Origin of the sequence: Sphingomonas sp. PAMC 26617 (assembly GCF_000242835.1) — a bacterium.
Taxonomy (GTDB): Bacteria; Pseudomonadota; Alphaproteobacteria; order Sphingomonadales; family Sphingomonadaceae; genus Sphingomonas.
On record NZ_JH594425.1, the window covers coordinates 2732384 to 2746771 of the forward strand.

General features: G+C 67.9%; 11 protein-coding genes and 1 tRNA gene. 3 read left to right on the plus strand and 9 right to left on the minus strand.

The annotated features are described in order from the left end of the window. Positions 1–3: 3 nt before the first annotated feature. The 5 genes from RH91_RS12105 to RH91_RS12125 all read right to left on the minus strand — a co-directional run bounded on the left by RH91_RS12105 (position 4) and on the right by RH91_RS12125 (position 4529). Positions 4–77, minus strand: a tRNA-Gly gene (locus RH91_RS12105). A 199-nt stretch (positions 78–276) separates the two neighbouring features. Continuing rightward, on the minus strand, positions 277–1080 hold the full coding sequence (locus RH91_RS12110) for an SDR family NAD(P)-dependent oxidoreductase (RefSeq protein ID WP_010163034.1): 804 nt from the start codon (positions 1078–1080) through the stop codon (positions 277–279). A 10-nt stretch (positions 1081–1090) separates the two neighbouring features. After that, positions 1091–2629 (minus strand): GMC family oxidoreductase, encoded by a 1539-nt coding sequence (locus RH91_RS12115; RefSeq protein WP_010163035.1) that lies wholly within the window; start codon positions 2627–2629, stop codon positions 1091–1093. Beyond that, a complete protein-coding gene (locus RH91_RS12120; RefSeq protein WP_029623816.1) occupies positions 2626–3981 on the minus strand; it encodes an alpha/beta hydrolase in 1356 nt (451 codons plus the stop codon). Before RH91_RS12120 ends, RH91_RS12115 begins: the two co-directional genes overlap by 4 nt. A 113-nt stretch (positions 3982–4094) precedes the next feature. Then, a complete protein-coding gene (locus RH91_RS12125) occupies positions 4095–4529 on the minus strand; it encodes a pyridoxamine 5'-phosphate oxidase family protein (protein WP_010163037.1) in 435 nt (144 codons plus the stop codon). A gap of 157 nt (positions 4530–4686) precedes the next feature. Here RH91_RS12125 and RH91_RS12130 point away from each other — a divergent pair, with 157 nt between their 5' ends. Then, the gene (locus RH91_RS12130) at positions 4687–5694 is read left to right on the plus strand and encodes a LacI family DNA-binding transcriptional regulator (RefSeq protein WP_010163038.1); all 1008 of its coding nucleotides are present in this window, start codon (positions 4687–4689) and stop codon (positions 5692–5694) included. Here RH91_RS12130 and RH91_RS12135 read toward each other — a convergent pair whose 3' ends face one another. Continuing rightward, complete coding sequence (locus RH91_RS12135; RefSeq protein WP_010163039.1) at positions 5695–7029, minus strand: MFS transporter; 1335 nt, start codon at positions 7027–7029, stop codon at positions 5695–5697. A gap of 153 nt (positions 7030–7182) precedes the next feature. Here RH91_RS12135 and RH91_RS12140 point away from each other — a divergent pair, with 153 nt between their 5' ends. Next, entirely contained in the window at positions 7183–9642 is a 2460-nt protein-coding gene (locus tag RH91_RS12140; protein ID WP_010163041.1) for a TonB-dependent receptor domain-containing protein, read from the plus strand. A gap of 65 nt (positions 9643–9707) precedes the next feature. Next, positions 9708–10820, plus strand: coding sequence for a glycoside hydrolase family 68 protein (locus RH91_RS12145; protein ID WP_010163042.1), 1113 nt, complete (start codon positions 9708–9710; stop codon positions 10818–10820). 38 nt (positions 10821–10858) lie between these two features. Here the strand turns inward: RH91_RS12145 and RH91_RS12150 are convergent, their stop codons facing one another. From RH91_RS12150 to RH91_RS12160, 3 genes are all read right to left on the minus strand, one after another. After that, positions 10859–11734, minus strand: coding sequence for an SDR family oxidoreductase (locus RH91_RS12150; RefSeq protein ID WP_010163043.1), 876 nt, complete (start codon positions 11732–11734; stop codon positions 10859–10861). A 67-nt stretch (positions 11735–11801) separates the two neighbouring features. Continuing rightward, positions 11802–12122, minus strand: coding sequence for an HNH endonuclease (locus RH91_RS12155; protein ID WP_010163044.1), 321 nt, complete (start codon positions 12120–12122; stop codon positions 11802–11804). A gap of 87 nt (positions 12123–12209) precedes the next feature. Then, positions 12210–14366 (minus strand): xanthine dehydrogenase family protein molybdopterin-binding subunit, encoded by a 2157-nt coding sequence (locus RH91_RS12160; RefSeq protein WP_010163045.1) that lies wholly within the window; start codon positions 14364–14366, stop codon positions 12210–12212. Between the last annotated feature and the right edge of the window lie 22 nt (positions 14367–14388).

The window sequence follows — 14388 nt, forward strand, 5'->3', positions numbered from 1 at the left end:
ATGTGGAGCGGGTGAAGGGAATCGAACCCTCGTCACTTGCTTGGGAAGCAAAAGCTCTACCATTGAGCTACACCCGCCTATCAACGGCAACCCGCTGATCGGGTCGGCATCGGGGTCCGGATGGCACCCTCTGCGCGACGTGGTGGGCCAATGCCACGTTTCGAACGGGGTCGTCAACGGGGATAAGACGATCCGCGCAAACTCCCGCAATGCCGACGATCGCCTCGTCCCTGTCGATTTCGCCGCGGGACCACCGGTACCGCGGCGACATCGTCGTCATCCCGCGATGGTCGCGACCGAGCCGGAGTCGACCCGGATCCCGGCGCCGTTGATGAAGCTCGCCCGTTCCGAACACAGGAAGGCGACCGCGGCGGCCACTTCCTCCGCCCGGCCGCGGCGTTTGAGCACCATCCCGGGCCGTTCCTCGTCGAGGAAGCTCGCGATCGCCGCGTCGAAGCTCTCGCCGCGTTCGTCCGCACGCTTGCGCATCATCGTGTCGGTCATCGGGGTCGCAATGAACGCCGGGGAGACGGTGTTGACCAGCACATTGTCCCCGCCATAGGCCTTGGACAGGCCCTTCGCGAGACTGAGGATGCCGGCCTTGGACGCACAATAAGCGAGTTCGTCGATATAAGGCTGGACCCCATCCTCCGAGGCGAACAGCACGATCCGACCCCAGCCGCCCGCGCGCATCGCCGGGATCGCCTCGCGACACATGCGGACCGCGCCCATCAGGTTGATGTCGAGCGTCTGCTGCCAGCCGGCGTCGTCGACCTCGAGGAAATCCCCGGTCGCGCCGGTGACCCCGGCGGCATTGACGTAGATGTCGGGGTTGCCAAGTTTCCCGCGAACCTCCGCCCAGATCGCGCTGACATCGTCGATCCTGGTCACATCGCCGGTGACCGCGATGACGTCCCCGAGCGGCGACAGTTCGGCAACCGCCTCGTCGAGCGTCCCGCCGGCTTGATCGGTGATCGCGACGCGGACGCCCGCCTCGAGCAGCAGCTTTGCCGTCTCCTTGCCCATGCCCGAATCCGCACCGCTGATCAGCGCGATACGGTCCTTGATGCCGAGATCCATGGTGAACTCCTTACTGTTTGGATGCCAGAAAACGGTCGGCGGTGCGAAGTGACAGCGCCATGATCGTGAGCGCCGGGTTGGCGGCCAGCGCACTCGGGAAGATCGAATTGTCGCAGATCAGCAGGTTGGGGATGTCGAAGCTGCGACCGTCCGGGTCGACCACCGCCGAAGCGCCATCCCGCCCCATGCGGCACGTGCCGATGGTATGCGCCGAGCGGCTGACGGAGAAAATGTCGCGCGCGCCCGCCGCCGCCCAGATCTCGGTCAGCGTGCGGCGCGCGTAATGATCGATCACCCGTTCGTTGGCGTGATAGCTGTAGTCGATCCGCGCCTTGCGATGCCCGAAGGCGTCGGTCTCGTCGGCGAGCGTCAGCCGATTGTCCTCGTGCGGCAGGCATTCGCCGTTGATCCCGATCCCGGCCATGCTGTTGTAGCCGCGCAGCAGCGTCTGGAGACGCTCGCCCCACATGCCCGCGCCGCGCGCGAGACCGGTCGCGAGGTTGACCGGGAGCACGCCGAGGCTCTGGATCAGATAGCCGCCCGCGCAGCCGATGTCGCCGGGGCGCATCATGTCCTCGCTGATCAGCGAGGAGGGATAGCCGCGGTTCATCCGCATGTCGGCGTCGAACCGGCCCCAGACCTGAGTCGCGACATGCGCCATGAAATTGCGCCCGACCTGACCGCTCGAATTGGCGATTCCGAGATTGAGCAGCAGACGCGGAGTCTCGACCCCACCCGCGCACAGGAAGACGGCGGAACAGCGCTGGCGATGCTCCCGGCCGTCCTGCCAATAGACGACCGCGCTGATCCTGCCGCTTCGATCGAATTCGAACGAAAGAAGGCGGGACTCCGCGCGGATCTCGGCACCGTGCGCGACGGCGGCGGGCAGGTACGTCGTGTCCATGCTGGTCTTGGCGGCGTTGCGGCAGCCCTGATGACAGGCACCGCAATTGACGCACGCTTGACGCTGCCCCCAGTGCGGCTGGTCACGATCACGCGACACCAGCGCAGCCGGCGCATCGGTGGCGCGAATGCCGAGGGCGGCACAGCCGCGCGCCATCGCATCGGCGGAGGCGTTGCGTGCTACCGGCGGGTAGGCATAGCGCCGCGTTGCATCCCACGGATAGTCGGCCGGCCCGGATACGCCGGTAAACTGCTCGACCTCCGCAAGGTAGGCGGTGAGCGAGTCATGGTCGATCGGCCAGTCGGCACCTTCGCCGGTCAGCGTTTGCAACCGCAGGTCGCGCGGATCGGGGCGCGGGCAGAACGCGCCCCAGTGGAGCGTCGACCCGCCGACGCCCATGCCCGAATTGTTCGAACCGAACGCGGTGGGGGTCGATCCGCCACTGAGGCGTTCCTCCATCCAGTAGATGTCGGCAGCGACTTCGTCCGCGACGTGATCGTCCGGACGGAAGGCGCGGCCGGCCTCGAGCGCGACCACCGACAAACCCGCCTGCGCGAGCCGGGCCGTCAGCGGCGCGCCGCCCGCGCCGGTGCCGATCACGACCGCGTCGACGACATCGTTGGCGGCATGCCGCGGCGCGTTCAAGAAGATTGCTCCACGGGGCGCTGCCACGTTTCGAGGTCATCCGCGGCCGTGCGGGTGTACCCCTGCTTGCGCGGACCATCGCCGCCGTTCGCGAAGCCGTCATAGCCGATCGCCGCCATCGTCGCGGGGAGGGACATCCACACTCGCGCGGTTTCGGCACGTACGTCCTCGAACCACAGCCGCATCTGTTCGGCGGTGAGTTTCGAGTCGTCGTCCGCGATGCCGATCTCGCCGGCGTCGATGCGCTCCAGCAAGGCCGCCTGCGCCGTGCCCGGCGCGGTCGCAAACCCCCCGTCGAACGCGGCGAGCGTCGCGAGCCCGCGCGTCCATGCCGCGCGATCGGCGGGCAAGGCCGCAAAGCGCCAGCCGTCGCCCGGCCCGTCGGCGATCCCGGCGAGAATCCGGTCCGCCAGCGCGCGGTCCGCGCCGCAATCGGGGAGGATCTGCCCGACCAGCGCCGCCATCGTCGCGACATGGTCGTCCGTCCACGACGACAGGTCGGAGGAGGGGGGATGGAGCCGGTCCACCATCGCGGCGCGCGTCCGGTGGCTGACGCGAGCGGAGTCGAGCAACCGCGCGAACCGGGCCGGGAGTGCCGCCGGTTCGACCATCGCGGCATGACCGTCGATCAGGCCGGCAAGCACCTGCGGCTGTTCGTAGGGAATGAGATGCGCCGCGCCTTCGACCACCCGCAGTTCGGCGGTGGTATAATGCGGCAGGTTGAGCCGTCGCTGCGCTTCCGCGCCGAGATCGCCGTCCTCCGCCCCCGCGAGGATCAGCGCGGGGATCGGCACCCGCCCCGCAACCGCGCGCCAATCCTCGCGGCTGCCGCGCTCGAGCCAGCCGAGCCACGCTTCCCGGCTCGATCGCAGCACGTCGGCGATCGCGTGGTCCCGGGCTTCGCCGGCCAGCGGGGTCGCGGTATTGGCATCGACGAACGTCACGGCGTCGTCACGCGTCGGCGACCGATCGGCGAACCACCCGATCATCTCGGCGCGGCGATCCTCGTCCATCGGTTCGGGCGCGGGCGGCGAGGCCGCGACCAGCACGACGCCGAGGACGCCCGACAGGCCGATCTCCCCGGCGGCGGCGCGTGCCGCCACCAGGGTGACGATCTTGCCGCCCATGCTATGCCCGACCAGCACGCAGGCGATGAGGTGACGCGACCGGATTTCCGCCGCGAGCCAATCCGCCATCGCGGCGACATCGGCATATCCCGCGTCCGCCGCATCGCCGAACCCGGGCAGGTCCAGCGCCACGCAGGCACGGTGCGGCAAGTGCTCGACGACACGATCCCATTCTTTAGCGCTCGCGCCCAGCGCGTGAAGAAATACCAACGTCGGTCCGGTCATGCAGCCTCGCAAATTCTCTTCTGCGTGACGATGCAGCGGCGGGTACGTTCCGGTGAAATGCCCGCGGAACCGAATAATTCCGCCGCCGCCCCGCACGCCCGGCGCGCGCCTAGTCAGACCGTGACTTCGCCCTCGTCCGTTCCATCCCAATAATGCACCCGCACCGCGCGCACATGGATCATCACGAGACCGGGGGTGTCGATGCCTTGCGGAAACCAGCGATCGAGATCGGACGTCCAGCGCTCGGCAAACGCCTGCTTGTCGCGGACGATCTTGCCCGCGCCCTCGACCGCGACGAACAGCGGCGGTTTGCCGAGCAGCCCGGCGCTGCCCTGGAACGACAAGGCGACGTGCGGATCGCTCGAAATGTCCGAGACGGTGCGCGCATCGTCATAGCTGAAGTAGAAGCTGTCGCCCTGCCATTCGACTTCGCCGTTGTTGCTCATCGGGCGGGTCGCGAGCTGGCCGCCTTCGGTCCGGGTCGTGAGCATCGCGAAGTCGATCTTGCCCATCGCCTTGGCGAGATCGTGCAGGGTCATCTCGGTCATCAGGTCTTTCCTCAACTGTCGGAGCATGCCGCCCGGACGGACAACGCCGCAAAGGCCGGGATAGACCCGCTCAAATCCACCGGGCGCTCCCGCCGGCGCGGGCGGGTGCTCCAACACAACGGTTGGCGATTCGTGCGGGAGACGCCAAAGAACGGTGATGTCCGGTACACCGACTATTTCGACCCTGGCCGAACTCGCCGAACTGGCGGGAGTCTCGGTTGCGACGGTCTCCCGCTCGCTCGCGGGAAACGCGGTCATCGCGAAGGCGACGCGCGACCGGATCGTCTCGCTTGCGACCGAACACGGCTTCAAGGTCAACCAGGCCGCGCGCAATCTCCGGCTCAAGCGGACCGGCGCGATCGGTGTCGTGCTGCCGCTCGGGCACGAGACCGAGCAACATTTGTCCGATCCGTTCTTCATGAGTCTGCTGGGGCCGCTCGCCGATGCGATCGCGGATCGCGGGCATGACCTGCTGCTGTCGCGGATCATCCCGAAGGACGATCGCTGGCTCGACGCGATCGTCGATGCCGGGCGAGTCGATGGCGTCATCGTGGTCGGCCAGTCGAACCAGATCGATGCGATCGAACGCGTCGCCGAGCGCTATCGCCGGATCGTCGTGTGGGGGGCGATCATCCCCGACAAGACGCAGGTGACGGTCGGCAGCGACAATGTCGCGGGCGGGCGGATCGCGGCGGAACATCTGCTGGCGCAGGGGCGGCGGCGGCTGGCGTTCTTCGGCAATACCGAGGTGCCGGAATTTGCCGCGCGTTATGCCGGCTTCCAGCAGGCGCTCGCCGCATCGGGGAGCGGGCAGGCGACGCTGCTGCCGGTGCATCTGACGAGCGAGGCGTCCTATGCGGCGATCGAGGCGTATCTCGCGGGGCATTCGTCGCCCGACGGGATCGTCGCGGCGTCCGACGTGATCGCGATGAGCGCGCTGCGGGCGCTGTCCGCGCATGGCAAGCGCGTCCCGCAGGACGTGAGCGTCGTCGGCTATGACGACGTGGTGATCGCGATGCACACCAACCCGCCGCTGACGACGGTCCGGCAGGATGTCGCGCGCGGGGCCGCAGTGATGGTCGACCTGCTGTTCCGGCGGATGGAGGGCGAGGACGTCCGATCGGTCGAGATGGCGCCGGAGCTGATCCTGCGCGCGTCCGCCTGATCAGGCCACGGCGCGCTCCGGCTGTGGCTGCGGCGCGCGGACGAACCAGGTCGCCACCGCCGCGGCCAGCATCATCCCCCCGCCGAGCAGCAGCACGTGCCGCGGATCGCCGCCCAGCAGCGGACGATAGGCGAGCCATACGAACAAAATCTCGACCATCATCGGGATGACGATGAACATGTTGAAGATGCCCATGTAAACGCCGGTCCGCTCGGGCGGGATCGCGTTGGCGAGCATCAGATACGGGTTGCCCATCAGGCTGCCCCAGCCGATCCCGATCCCGACCATCGCGACCACCAGCAGCGGGATCGACCCGGTCGAGGCGATCGTCAGCATCGCAGCGCCCGACAGCACCATCGCGACCGCATGGATCGGCCGTGCGCCGAACCGCCGCGCGAAGGGCACCATCGCGAAGGCCGAGACGAAGGCGACGAGATTGTAGAACGCCCCGAGCTGGCCGTTGAGCAGCCCCGCGTCGCGAAACCCGACGCTCGAGGGATCGCTGGTGTGGAACACGCCGCGGGCGAGCGCGAGCACGACATATTGCCAGTAGCAGAACATGCCGAACCACTGGAACAGCATCGCCACCGCAAGCTGACGCATCGTCGGGGGCATGTCGCGGATTGCGTCGACAAGGCCGGTGACGGTCGAGCGCAACGACAGCGGATCGGCGGTGATTGCGGCGTCCTCCTCCGGCGTCAGCGGCAGCTCGGGGACGCGCCAGACCGACCACAGGATCGTCGTGATCGACAGCACCGCCCCGATCAGGAAGCTGATCCGCGTGATTTCGGGAATGCCGTTGCTGTCGAGCGTGTCCTTGTTGAGGCCCCACCAGACCAGCAGCGACGGGGCAAGATAGGAAAGCGTCTGCGCGAGACCGGTGAAGGCGCTCTGCGTGAGGAAACCGAGCGGGCGCTGCGCCGCATCCAGCCGGTCGCTGACATAGGCGCGGTACGGCTCCATCGTGACGTTGTTCGCGGCGTCGAGCACCCACAACAGGCTCGCCGCCATCAACAACGTCCGGCTGTACGGCATCGCGAACAGGCACAGGCTGCACAGGATCGCGCCGACGAGGAAATAGGGGGTGCGGCGCCCGAGGCGGGTCCGCGTCCGGTCGCTCATCGATCCGATCAAAGGCTGGATGACCAGTCCGGTCATCGGGCCGGCGAGCCACAGCAGCGGCATGCTGCCCTCGTCCGCGCCGAGATAGCTGTAGATCGGCCCCATGTTGCTTTGCTGCAGCCCGAAGCTGAACTGCAGGCCGAGGAACCCGAGGTTCATCTGCAGGATCTGCGCGAACGACAGATGGATCTTGCCGACCGATACGCTGGTCACGTCTCTCTCCCGAAACGGCGGACTGTTGCCACCCTGCAACGGCGCATAAGCGATCCCGCAAACGATTGCAATTTTCGTCTTGCAAACGTTTGCACGAATCGATTAGGACCGGATCGAGCCGATAAACGGCCATGTTGTTTCCAGGAGAGTGATATGTTGAAAGGGCGCACCCTTTTTCTCGCGACGACCGCGCTGCTGGCCGCCACGCCGGTTTTCGCACAGCAGACCCCGGCCCCGGCGGCTGCGCCGGACCCCGCCGCCGAGCCACCGGCGAGTGACGACATCATCGTCACCGCGGTCGCGCGCGGGCAGAACCGCCTCGACAGTTCGGTTTCGGTAAGCTCGCTCAACAGCGATGCGATCGTCAACGCCGCCCCGCGCTCGACCGCCGAGCTGTTCCGCAGCCTGCCGGGCATCCGGTCCGAATCCTCGGGCGGCGAGGGCAATGCCAATATCGCGGTGCGCGGCCTGCCGGTCGCCTCGGGTGGCGCCAAGTTCCTGCAGCTCCAGGAAGACGGGCTGCCGATCCTCGAATATGGCGACATCGCCTTCGCCAATGCCGACATCTTCCTGCGCGCCGACTTCAATGTCGCGCGGATCGAGGCGGTGCGCGGCGGTTCTGCCTCGACCTTCGCCTCCAACTCGCCCGGCGGCGTGATCAACCTGATCTCCAAGACGGGCGAGCAGGAGGGCGGCTCGATCCAGGGCACCGTCGGGCTCGACTACGGCGAATATCGCCTCGACGCCGATTACGGCGGCAAGCTCAGCGATACGCTGCGCTTCAACGTCGGCGGGTTCTACCGCGTCGGCGAGGGGCCGCGGCGTGCGGGCTATGACGGCAACAAGGGCGGGCAGATCCGCGGCAACATCACCAAGACCTTCGACCGCGGCTTCTTCCGCCTCAACGTCAAATATCTCGACGACCGCGCGATCGCCTATCTGCCGAGCCCGGTCCGCGTGACCGGAAGCGACAGCAACCCGACCTACCGCTCGCTGCCCGGGCTCAGCGCCAATACCGACACGATCCACAGCATCTATTTCACGCGCGCGGTCACCCTCGACGGGGCGAACAACCGCGAGGTCGACGACATTCGCGACGGGATGCACCCGGTCGTCAAGGCGATCGGCTTCGAAACCGAATTCGAGGTCGCCGATGGCTGGAAGGTCAGCGACAAGTTCCGCTATTCGGACATTTCGGGGCGCTTCATCTCGCCCTTCCCGGCGAGCGTCGACACCGCGCAGAACCTTGCCAATGCGATCGGTGGCCCGGGGGCGATCCTGAGCTACGCCAACGGCCCGAACGCCGGTCAGGCCTATGCCAACCCGACGACGTCGAACGCGATCGGTGTCGTGCTGTTCAACACGAAACTGAACAGCCTCAACAACATCACCAACGATCTGCGAGTCAACCGGCGGTTCAATGCCGGGGACGGGACGGTCGACGTCTCGGCCGGCTTCTACAAGTCGCGCCAGACGATCAACGTTGACTGGACGTGGTCGTCCTACCTGCTCGACGCGAAGGGTGACAATGCCGCGCTGCTCAACGTCCGGACGGCCACGGGCCTGTCGCGGACCGACAACGGGCTGGTCGCGTATGGCGCGTCCTTCTTCGGCAATTGCTGCCGTCGCAGCTACAACGTGGACTACGACACCAACGCGCCGTTCGCGTCGATCGGCTACACCGGCAGCGGCTTCAACGTCGATGCCAGCGTGCGCTATGACACGGGGAGCGCCCGCGGCTTCGTCATCGGCGATGGCCCGGTGACGAGCTTCGACGTCGATGGTAACGGGACGATCTCCTATCCCGAGACGCAGACCACCATCCTGCCGCTCAACAGCCCGCAGCCGGTCAACTACAACTTCCACTATGCGTCCTATTCGTTCGGCGCGAACTATCGGCTGGCGAGTGACCTCTCGGTCTTCGCGCGCTACAGCCGCGGCGGTCGCACCAATGCCGATCGCTTCCTGTTCAACGCGAACAATGTCAGCGCGACCTCGGGACGACTCCAGCCCGGCGCGCGTCCGGTCGATTTCGTCCGCCAGGCCGAGGCGGGGGTGAAGTACAGCCATGCCGGGCTCAACCTGTATGGCACGGGCTTCTGGGCGAAGACCGCCGAGCAGAATTTCGAGGCGACGAGCCAGCGGTTCTTCGACCGGACCTACCGCGCTTACGGCGTCGAGCTCGAGGGCAATTACCGGGTCGGCGGGTTCAGCCTCGCCGCCAGCGGGACCTATACCAAGGCCAAGATCATCAGCGACAACGTCACCCCCGCGGTGATCGGCAACCGCCCGCGTCGCCAGGCTGAGTTCGTCTACAAGGTGACCCCGCAATATACGACCGGGCTGTTCACGCTCGGCGCGAGCGCGATCGGCACGACGTCGAGCTACACGCAGGACACCAACCAGCTGAAGCTGCCCGGCTTCACGCAGGTCAACGCGTTCCTGAGCGTGCGTCCGGTGGAGCGGGTGCAGGTTTCGGTCAACGCGAACAACCTGTTCAACACCAAGGGCTTCACCGAGGCGGAGGAGGCATCGATCCCCACCAACGGCATCGTGCGCGCGCGCTCGATCAACGGCCGCACCATCTCGGCCGCGCTCAAGCTCGACTTCTGAACCGACCGCCCCGGGCGCCATCGCGCCCGGGGCATCTTGACGCCTGATCCAGTGAGTAGCCCGCTATGACAAGTCTCTGGTCCCGCGACGCGGTCGCCGCGATCGCGGATCGGCCGATCCCCGAGGTGCCGCGGATCGCCGCGCACAGCATGCCGCCGGTCCTCCCGGGGCAGGACCTGTGGGATTACTGGCCGGTCCAGGAACGCGACGGGCAAACCGCGACGATTGCCGGCGGCATGCTCCAGATGCTGCTGTCCGCCCCGGTCATGCCCGACCCCGAATCCCGCCACGCGCTTGCCCGCATCCGGTTGATGCACGAGACGCCGCACGGCTGGCGCGACCTTGGCACCATGTTGCCCGACGGGCTTGCCCCGGGGAGCCGCGAATGGTCGGGGTCCGCCATCGTGACACCCGGGCACGACCGCGTGACGCTTTATTTTACCGCCGCCGGGCATCGCGGCGAGGCCAAGCCGAGCTTCGACCAGCGCCTGTTCGAAACCACCGCCACGCTGTCGGTCGAGGCAGGCGTGCCCCGGCTGACGGACTGGACGACCCCCATCGAGTCGGTCGTCGCCGACGGCGAGATCTACACGCGCGACATGGCCGGGGGCGGCGCGATCGGCACGATCAAGGCGTTTCGCGATCCGGCGTGGTTCCGCGATCCAGCGGATGGGGCCGAATATCTCGTCTTTGCTGCCTCGCTTGCGCAATCGACGTCGTCCTATAACGGGGCGGTCGGGCTGGCGCGGCGCGTGCTCGGGGGCTGGGCGCTGCAGCCGCCGCTGATCACGGCGGACGGGGTCAATAACGAGCTCGAGCGCCCCCATATCGTCCACCACGACGGGCGCTATTATTGCTTCTGGGCGACCCAGCGCAAGGTCTTCGCGCCGGAGGGACCGTCGGGACCGACCGGCCTGTACGGAATGGTCGCCGACCGGATCGAAGGGCCGTGGACGCCGCTCAACGGGACCGGTCTCGTCTGCGGGAACCCGCCCGCCGCGCCGCTTCAGGCGTATAGCTGGCTGGTGCTCGCCGACCTCAGCGTGTTGAGTTTCGTCGACCGGCCCGGGCTCGCCGCGAACCCGGTGGATGCAGCCGAAGCCCGCGCGCATTTCGGCGGCACGCCCGCGACGCCGTTCCGGATCGTGCTGAACGGCGACCGCGCGGCGGTGGCCTGAGGCAGCGGACGGCCGGGCCGTGCCGCTGCCCCGTACGATCAGTTGATCGGCACGCCGCCGGTGACCGCGATCACCGCGCCCGTCATGTAACTGCCCTCGGCAGAGGCGAGCAGGACATAGGCGGGGGCAAGCTCGGCGGGCTGGCCCGCGCGGCCGAGCGGGGTATCCTGCCCGAGTTCCTCGAGTTCCTGCGGAGACTTGGCGATCGGCTGGATCGGCGTCCACACCGGACCGGGCGCGACCGCATTGACGCGGATCCCCTTGGCCGACAGCAGGTTGGACAGCCCGACCGTCAGGCTCGAAACCGCGCCCTTGGTGGCGGCGTAGACGATCATGCTCTTGGTCGCGACCTTGGCCTGTTCGCTCGTCGTGTTCACGATCGCCGAGCCCGGCTTCATGTGCGGCGCGGCGGCCTTTGCGAGGCGGATCATCGCGAAGACGTTGGCCGAGAAGGCGGACTGCATCTCGTCGTCGTCGATGCTGGCGATGTCCTCGTTGATGGTCTGCTGGGCCGCATTGTTGACCAGCACGTCCAGCCCGCCCAGTTCGGCGACCGTGCGCTCGACCAGCGTCGCGCAATGCGCGCGATCCCGAAGGTCGCCCGGCAACAGCAGGCAGCGCCGCCCCGCCTGCTCGACCCAGGTGCGCGTGTCCTCGGCATCGTCCTGCTCGACCTCGAGATAGGAGATCGCGACGTCCGCGCCTTCGCGGGCGTAGGCGATCGCAATCGCCTTGCCGATCCCGGAATCGCCGCCGGTGATGAGCGCGACCTTGCCCGTAAGCAGGCCCTTGCCGACATAGCTCTGTTCGCCATGGTCGGGCTTGGTCTTCATGTCGGTGGTCAGGCCGGGGCCCTGCTGCTGCGGTTCGCCGGGGAAGCTGGTGGGCTGGCTGGTGCGGGGGTTGTCGGTCATGCGGTTCTCTTTCCTGCGATGTCGCTGACCGAACGGTCGTGACCCGGTTAAGTGCCCGCGATTCCGCTCAGTCCGGCGCGCGGCGGCGGGTGGGGGCGTGAAAATCGGCGGGTTTGTCCGCGATCCAGCGCAGGAAGCGCGCGATGTCGGGCTGGACCCGCAACGCGTCGAGATCGGCGAGGCCTGTCGCGAGATCGTGGTTGGAGACGCAGGCGTGGATGGTGCGGTGGCAGATCGGATGCACCGGCAACACCTCGGTCCCGCCACGACTCTTGGGGATGCGGTGGTGCCACTCGACCTTCCGACCGAGCGGTCGCGCGCATAGCCCGCATCGCTCGGCCCCGGCAGGCAGCAGCGCGCGCGCGTCCGCCTGCCGCAGTCCTTCCATCCGCTTCACCCGTCCGCCCATTTTCCCAACATGGTAACCCCCGCGCGCGCTGCCAAGGGGCGTTGAGGATGCGCCATAACCGACTGTTCAGGCCAGCGTTTCGAGCCTTATCGGCAGGTCCCGCACGCGGCGGCCGGTGGCGTTGAAGACGGCGTTGGCGACCGCGGCGTTGACCCCGATGATCCCGATTTCGCCGAGCCCCTTCACCCCCTCGGGGTTGACCGCGGGATCGTCGTCCTCGAGCAGGATCGCGGTCATCGCGCCGACGTCGGCGGCGGTCGGCACGAGATATTCGGCAAGGTCGCGATTGAGATACGCCCCGGTCCGTGGGTCGACGATCGTCTCCTCGAGCAGGGCACTGCTCTGGCCCCAGATCATCCCGCCGAGCAACTGGCTCCGCGCGGTCAGCGGGTTGAGGATTCGCCCCGCGGCGAAGGCCCCGACATGCCGGCGGATCCGCACCTCGCGGGTGTCGGCGTGGACCCCGATCTCGACGAAATGCGCGCCGAAGGTCCAGGCAAGCTTGTCCTTGGGGGTGCTGACGAGCTTGAGATGGCCCTTGCGCAGGTTGTCGATCGTCGACGGGTCCGACCCCGGTGGGGTGAAGGCGACCTCCACCGTCCGGTCCGCGCTCGATGGTTGCGCCAGCAACTGCCGACAGGCTTCTGCAAGCGCGTTGACCAGCGTCGTGCTCGTCGCGGATCCGCCCGAGATGCCCGCGGCGGGCAGGGCGGTGTCGCCCAAGTCGACGCGCACCTTGCCGACCGGCACGTTCAGCCGCTCCGACGCGGTCATCGCCAGCAGCGTGTAGAGGCCGTTGCCGATTTCGTGATGCGCGGTTTCGACATGGACCGCGCCGTCGGCGGTTTGCGTGACGCGGACGATCGCGGCGCCGATCTTGACCGGGCGCGCGGCGGCGGCGCACCCATGGCCGACCAGCCACGCGCCGTCGCGGGTCGTGCCCGGATCAGGGGATCGTGCGGCCCAGCCGAAGGCGGCGGCACCGGCATCGAAGCAGCGCATCAGGGGGCGCGTCGTGAAGGGATCGCCCGTCACCGGATCGCGCAGTGTATCGTTGCGGCGGCGAAGCTCGACGGGATCGATCCGCAGCGCATGCGCAAGCTCGTCGACCGCGCTTTCGAGCGCGAACAGATACGGCACCTCGGGCGGTGCGCGCATCGGTCCCGGCGTGTTGCGGTCGACCCGCGCGACGCGTTCCGCACTCGCGATATTGGGGCAGGCGTAGAGCGCGGTGGTGACGTCGGTGCCCTCCATCGCGAACGTGTCGAACCGCGAGGTCGCCACCTCCGCCGTGTGCGACAGCGCGACGAAGCGGCCGTCCGCATCCGCCCCCAGCCGGATCGCATGCTGCGTCTCGGTACGATGGTTGGCGATGGTGAAGCCGTCGGCACGGCTGACCACGATCTGGACGGGCCGCTGGAGGCGGCGCGCGGCGATCGCGCCCAATACCGTATGTTGCGACAGCGCGAGCTTGGACCCGAAGTGCCCGCCGATGAAATGCGCGACGACCCGGATCTTGGCGGGGTCGATCCCGAGCTGCGCCGCCAGCCCGTTGCGCGCCGCGCCGACGAAGCGGGTGGGTTCGTAGACGGTCAGCGTGTCGCCATCCCAGACGCTGGTCGTGGTCGGCAGTTCGATCGCATTGTGATGCTGGATCGGCGTGGTGTAGCGCGCGTCGACCGTCGTTGCCGCCGTGGCGTAGGCGGCGGCGAAGTCGCCGACGTGCGGGTCCTCGAAGCCCTTGCGAAGCGTCGCGAGCGGGACGGCGTTCGCGCCCGGGTCGCCGCGTTCACCGACATGCGGCGCGGCTTCGTAGCCGGTCCGGATCGCGTGGGCCGCCGCCTGCGCTTGTTCCAACGTCTCGGCGATGACGACCGCGACGATCTGGCCGGCATAATGGATTTCAGGCGAGGCCAGCGGGCGCAGCGTGCTGTTCGCCCAGCCGTCCGCCATCATGTGCCCGATCGGCGCGACCGCATTGGCGACGTTGCGCCAGGTCAGGATGTCGAGCACGCCGGCGCCCTGCAACGCCTCCGTCGTGTCCATCCGCACGATCCGGCCCCGCGCCATCGGGCTGGTGACGAGCACGCCATACGCCATGTGCTTTGGGTGGACGTCGCCCGGGAACGCGGCGGTGCCGCAGACCTTGGCGGGTCCGTCGATGCGGGCATGCGGTTTGCCGAGGGTCGCACGGTCGGTGGCTTGCGGGGCGTTGATTTCCATTTGATATCAACGCGCGAATGCG

What these genes read in the sequence shown, in the direction of transcription:
- RH91_RS12110 (WP_010163034.1), bottom strand. Translation starts at nt 1,080, where the DNA reads ATGGATCTCGGCATCAAGGACCGTATCGCGCTGATCAGCGGTGCGGAT.
- RH91_RS12120 (WP_029623816.1), bottom strand. Translation starts at nt 3,981, where the DNA reads ATGACCGGACCGACGTTGGTATTTCTTCACGCGCTGGGCGCGAGCGCT.
- RH91_RS12125 (WP_010163037.1), bottom strand. Translation starts at nt 4,529, where the DNA reads ATGACCGAGATGACCCTGCACGATCTCGCCAAGGCGATGGGCAAGATC.
- RH91_RS12130 (WP_010163038.1), top strand. Translation starts at nt 4,687, where the DNA reads ATGTCCGGTACACCGACTATTTCGACCCTGGCCGAACTCGCCGAACTG.
- RH91_RS12140 (WP_010163041.1), top strand. Translation starts at nt 7,183, where the DNA reads ATGTTGAAAGGGCGCACCCTTTTTCTCGCGACGACCGCGCTGCTGGCC.
- RH91_RS12145 (WP_010163042.1), top strand. Translation starts at nt 9,708, where the DNA reads ATGACAAGTCTCTGGTCCCGCGACGCGGTCGCCGCGATCGCGGATCGG.
- RH91_RS12150 (WP_010163043.1), bottom strand. Translation starts at nt 11,734, where the DNA reads ATGACCGACAACCCCCGCACCAGCCAGCCCACCAGCTTCCCCGGCGAA.
- RH91_RS12155 (WP_010163044.1), bottom strand. Translation starts at nt 12,122, where the DNA reads ATGGAAGGACTGCGGCAGGCGGACGCGCGCGCGCTGCTGCCTGCCGGG.
- RH91_RS12160 (WP_010163045.1), bottom strand. Translation starts at nt 14,366, where the DNA reads ATGGAAATCAACGCCCCGCAAGCCACCGACCGTGCGACCCTCGGCAAA.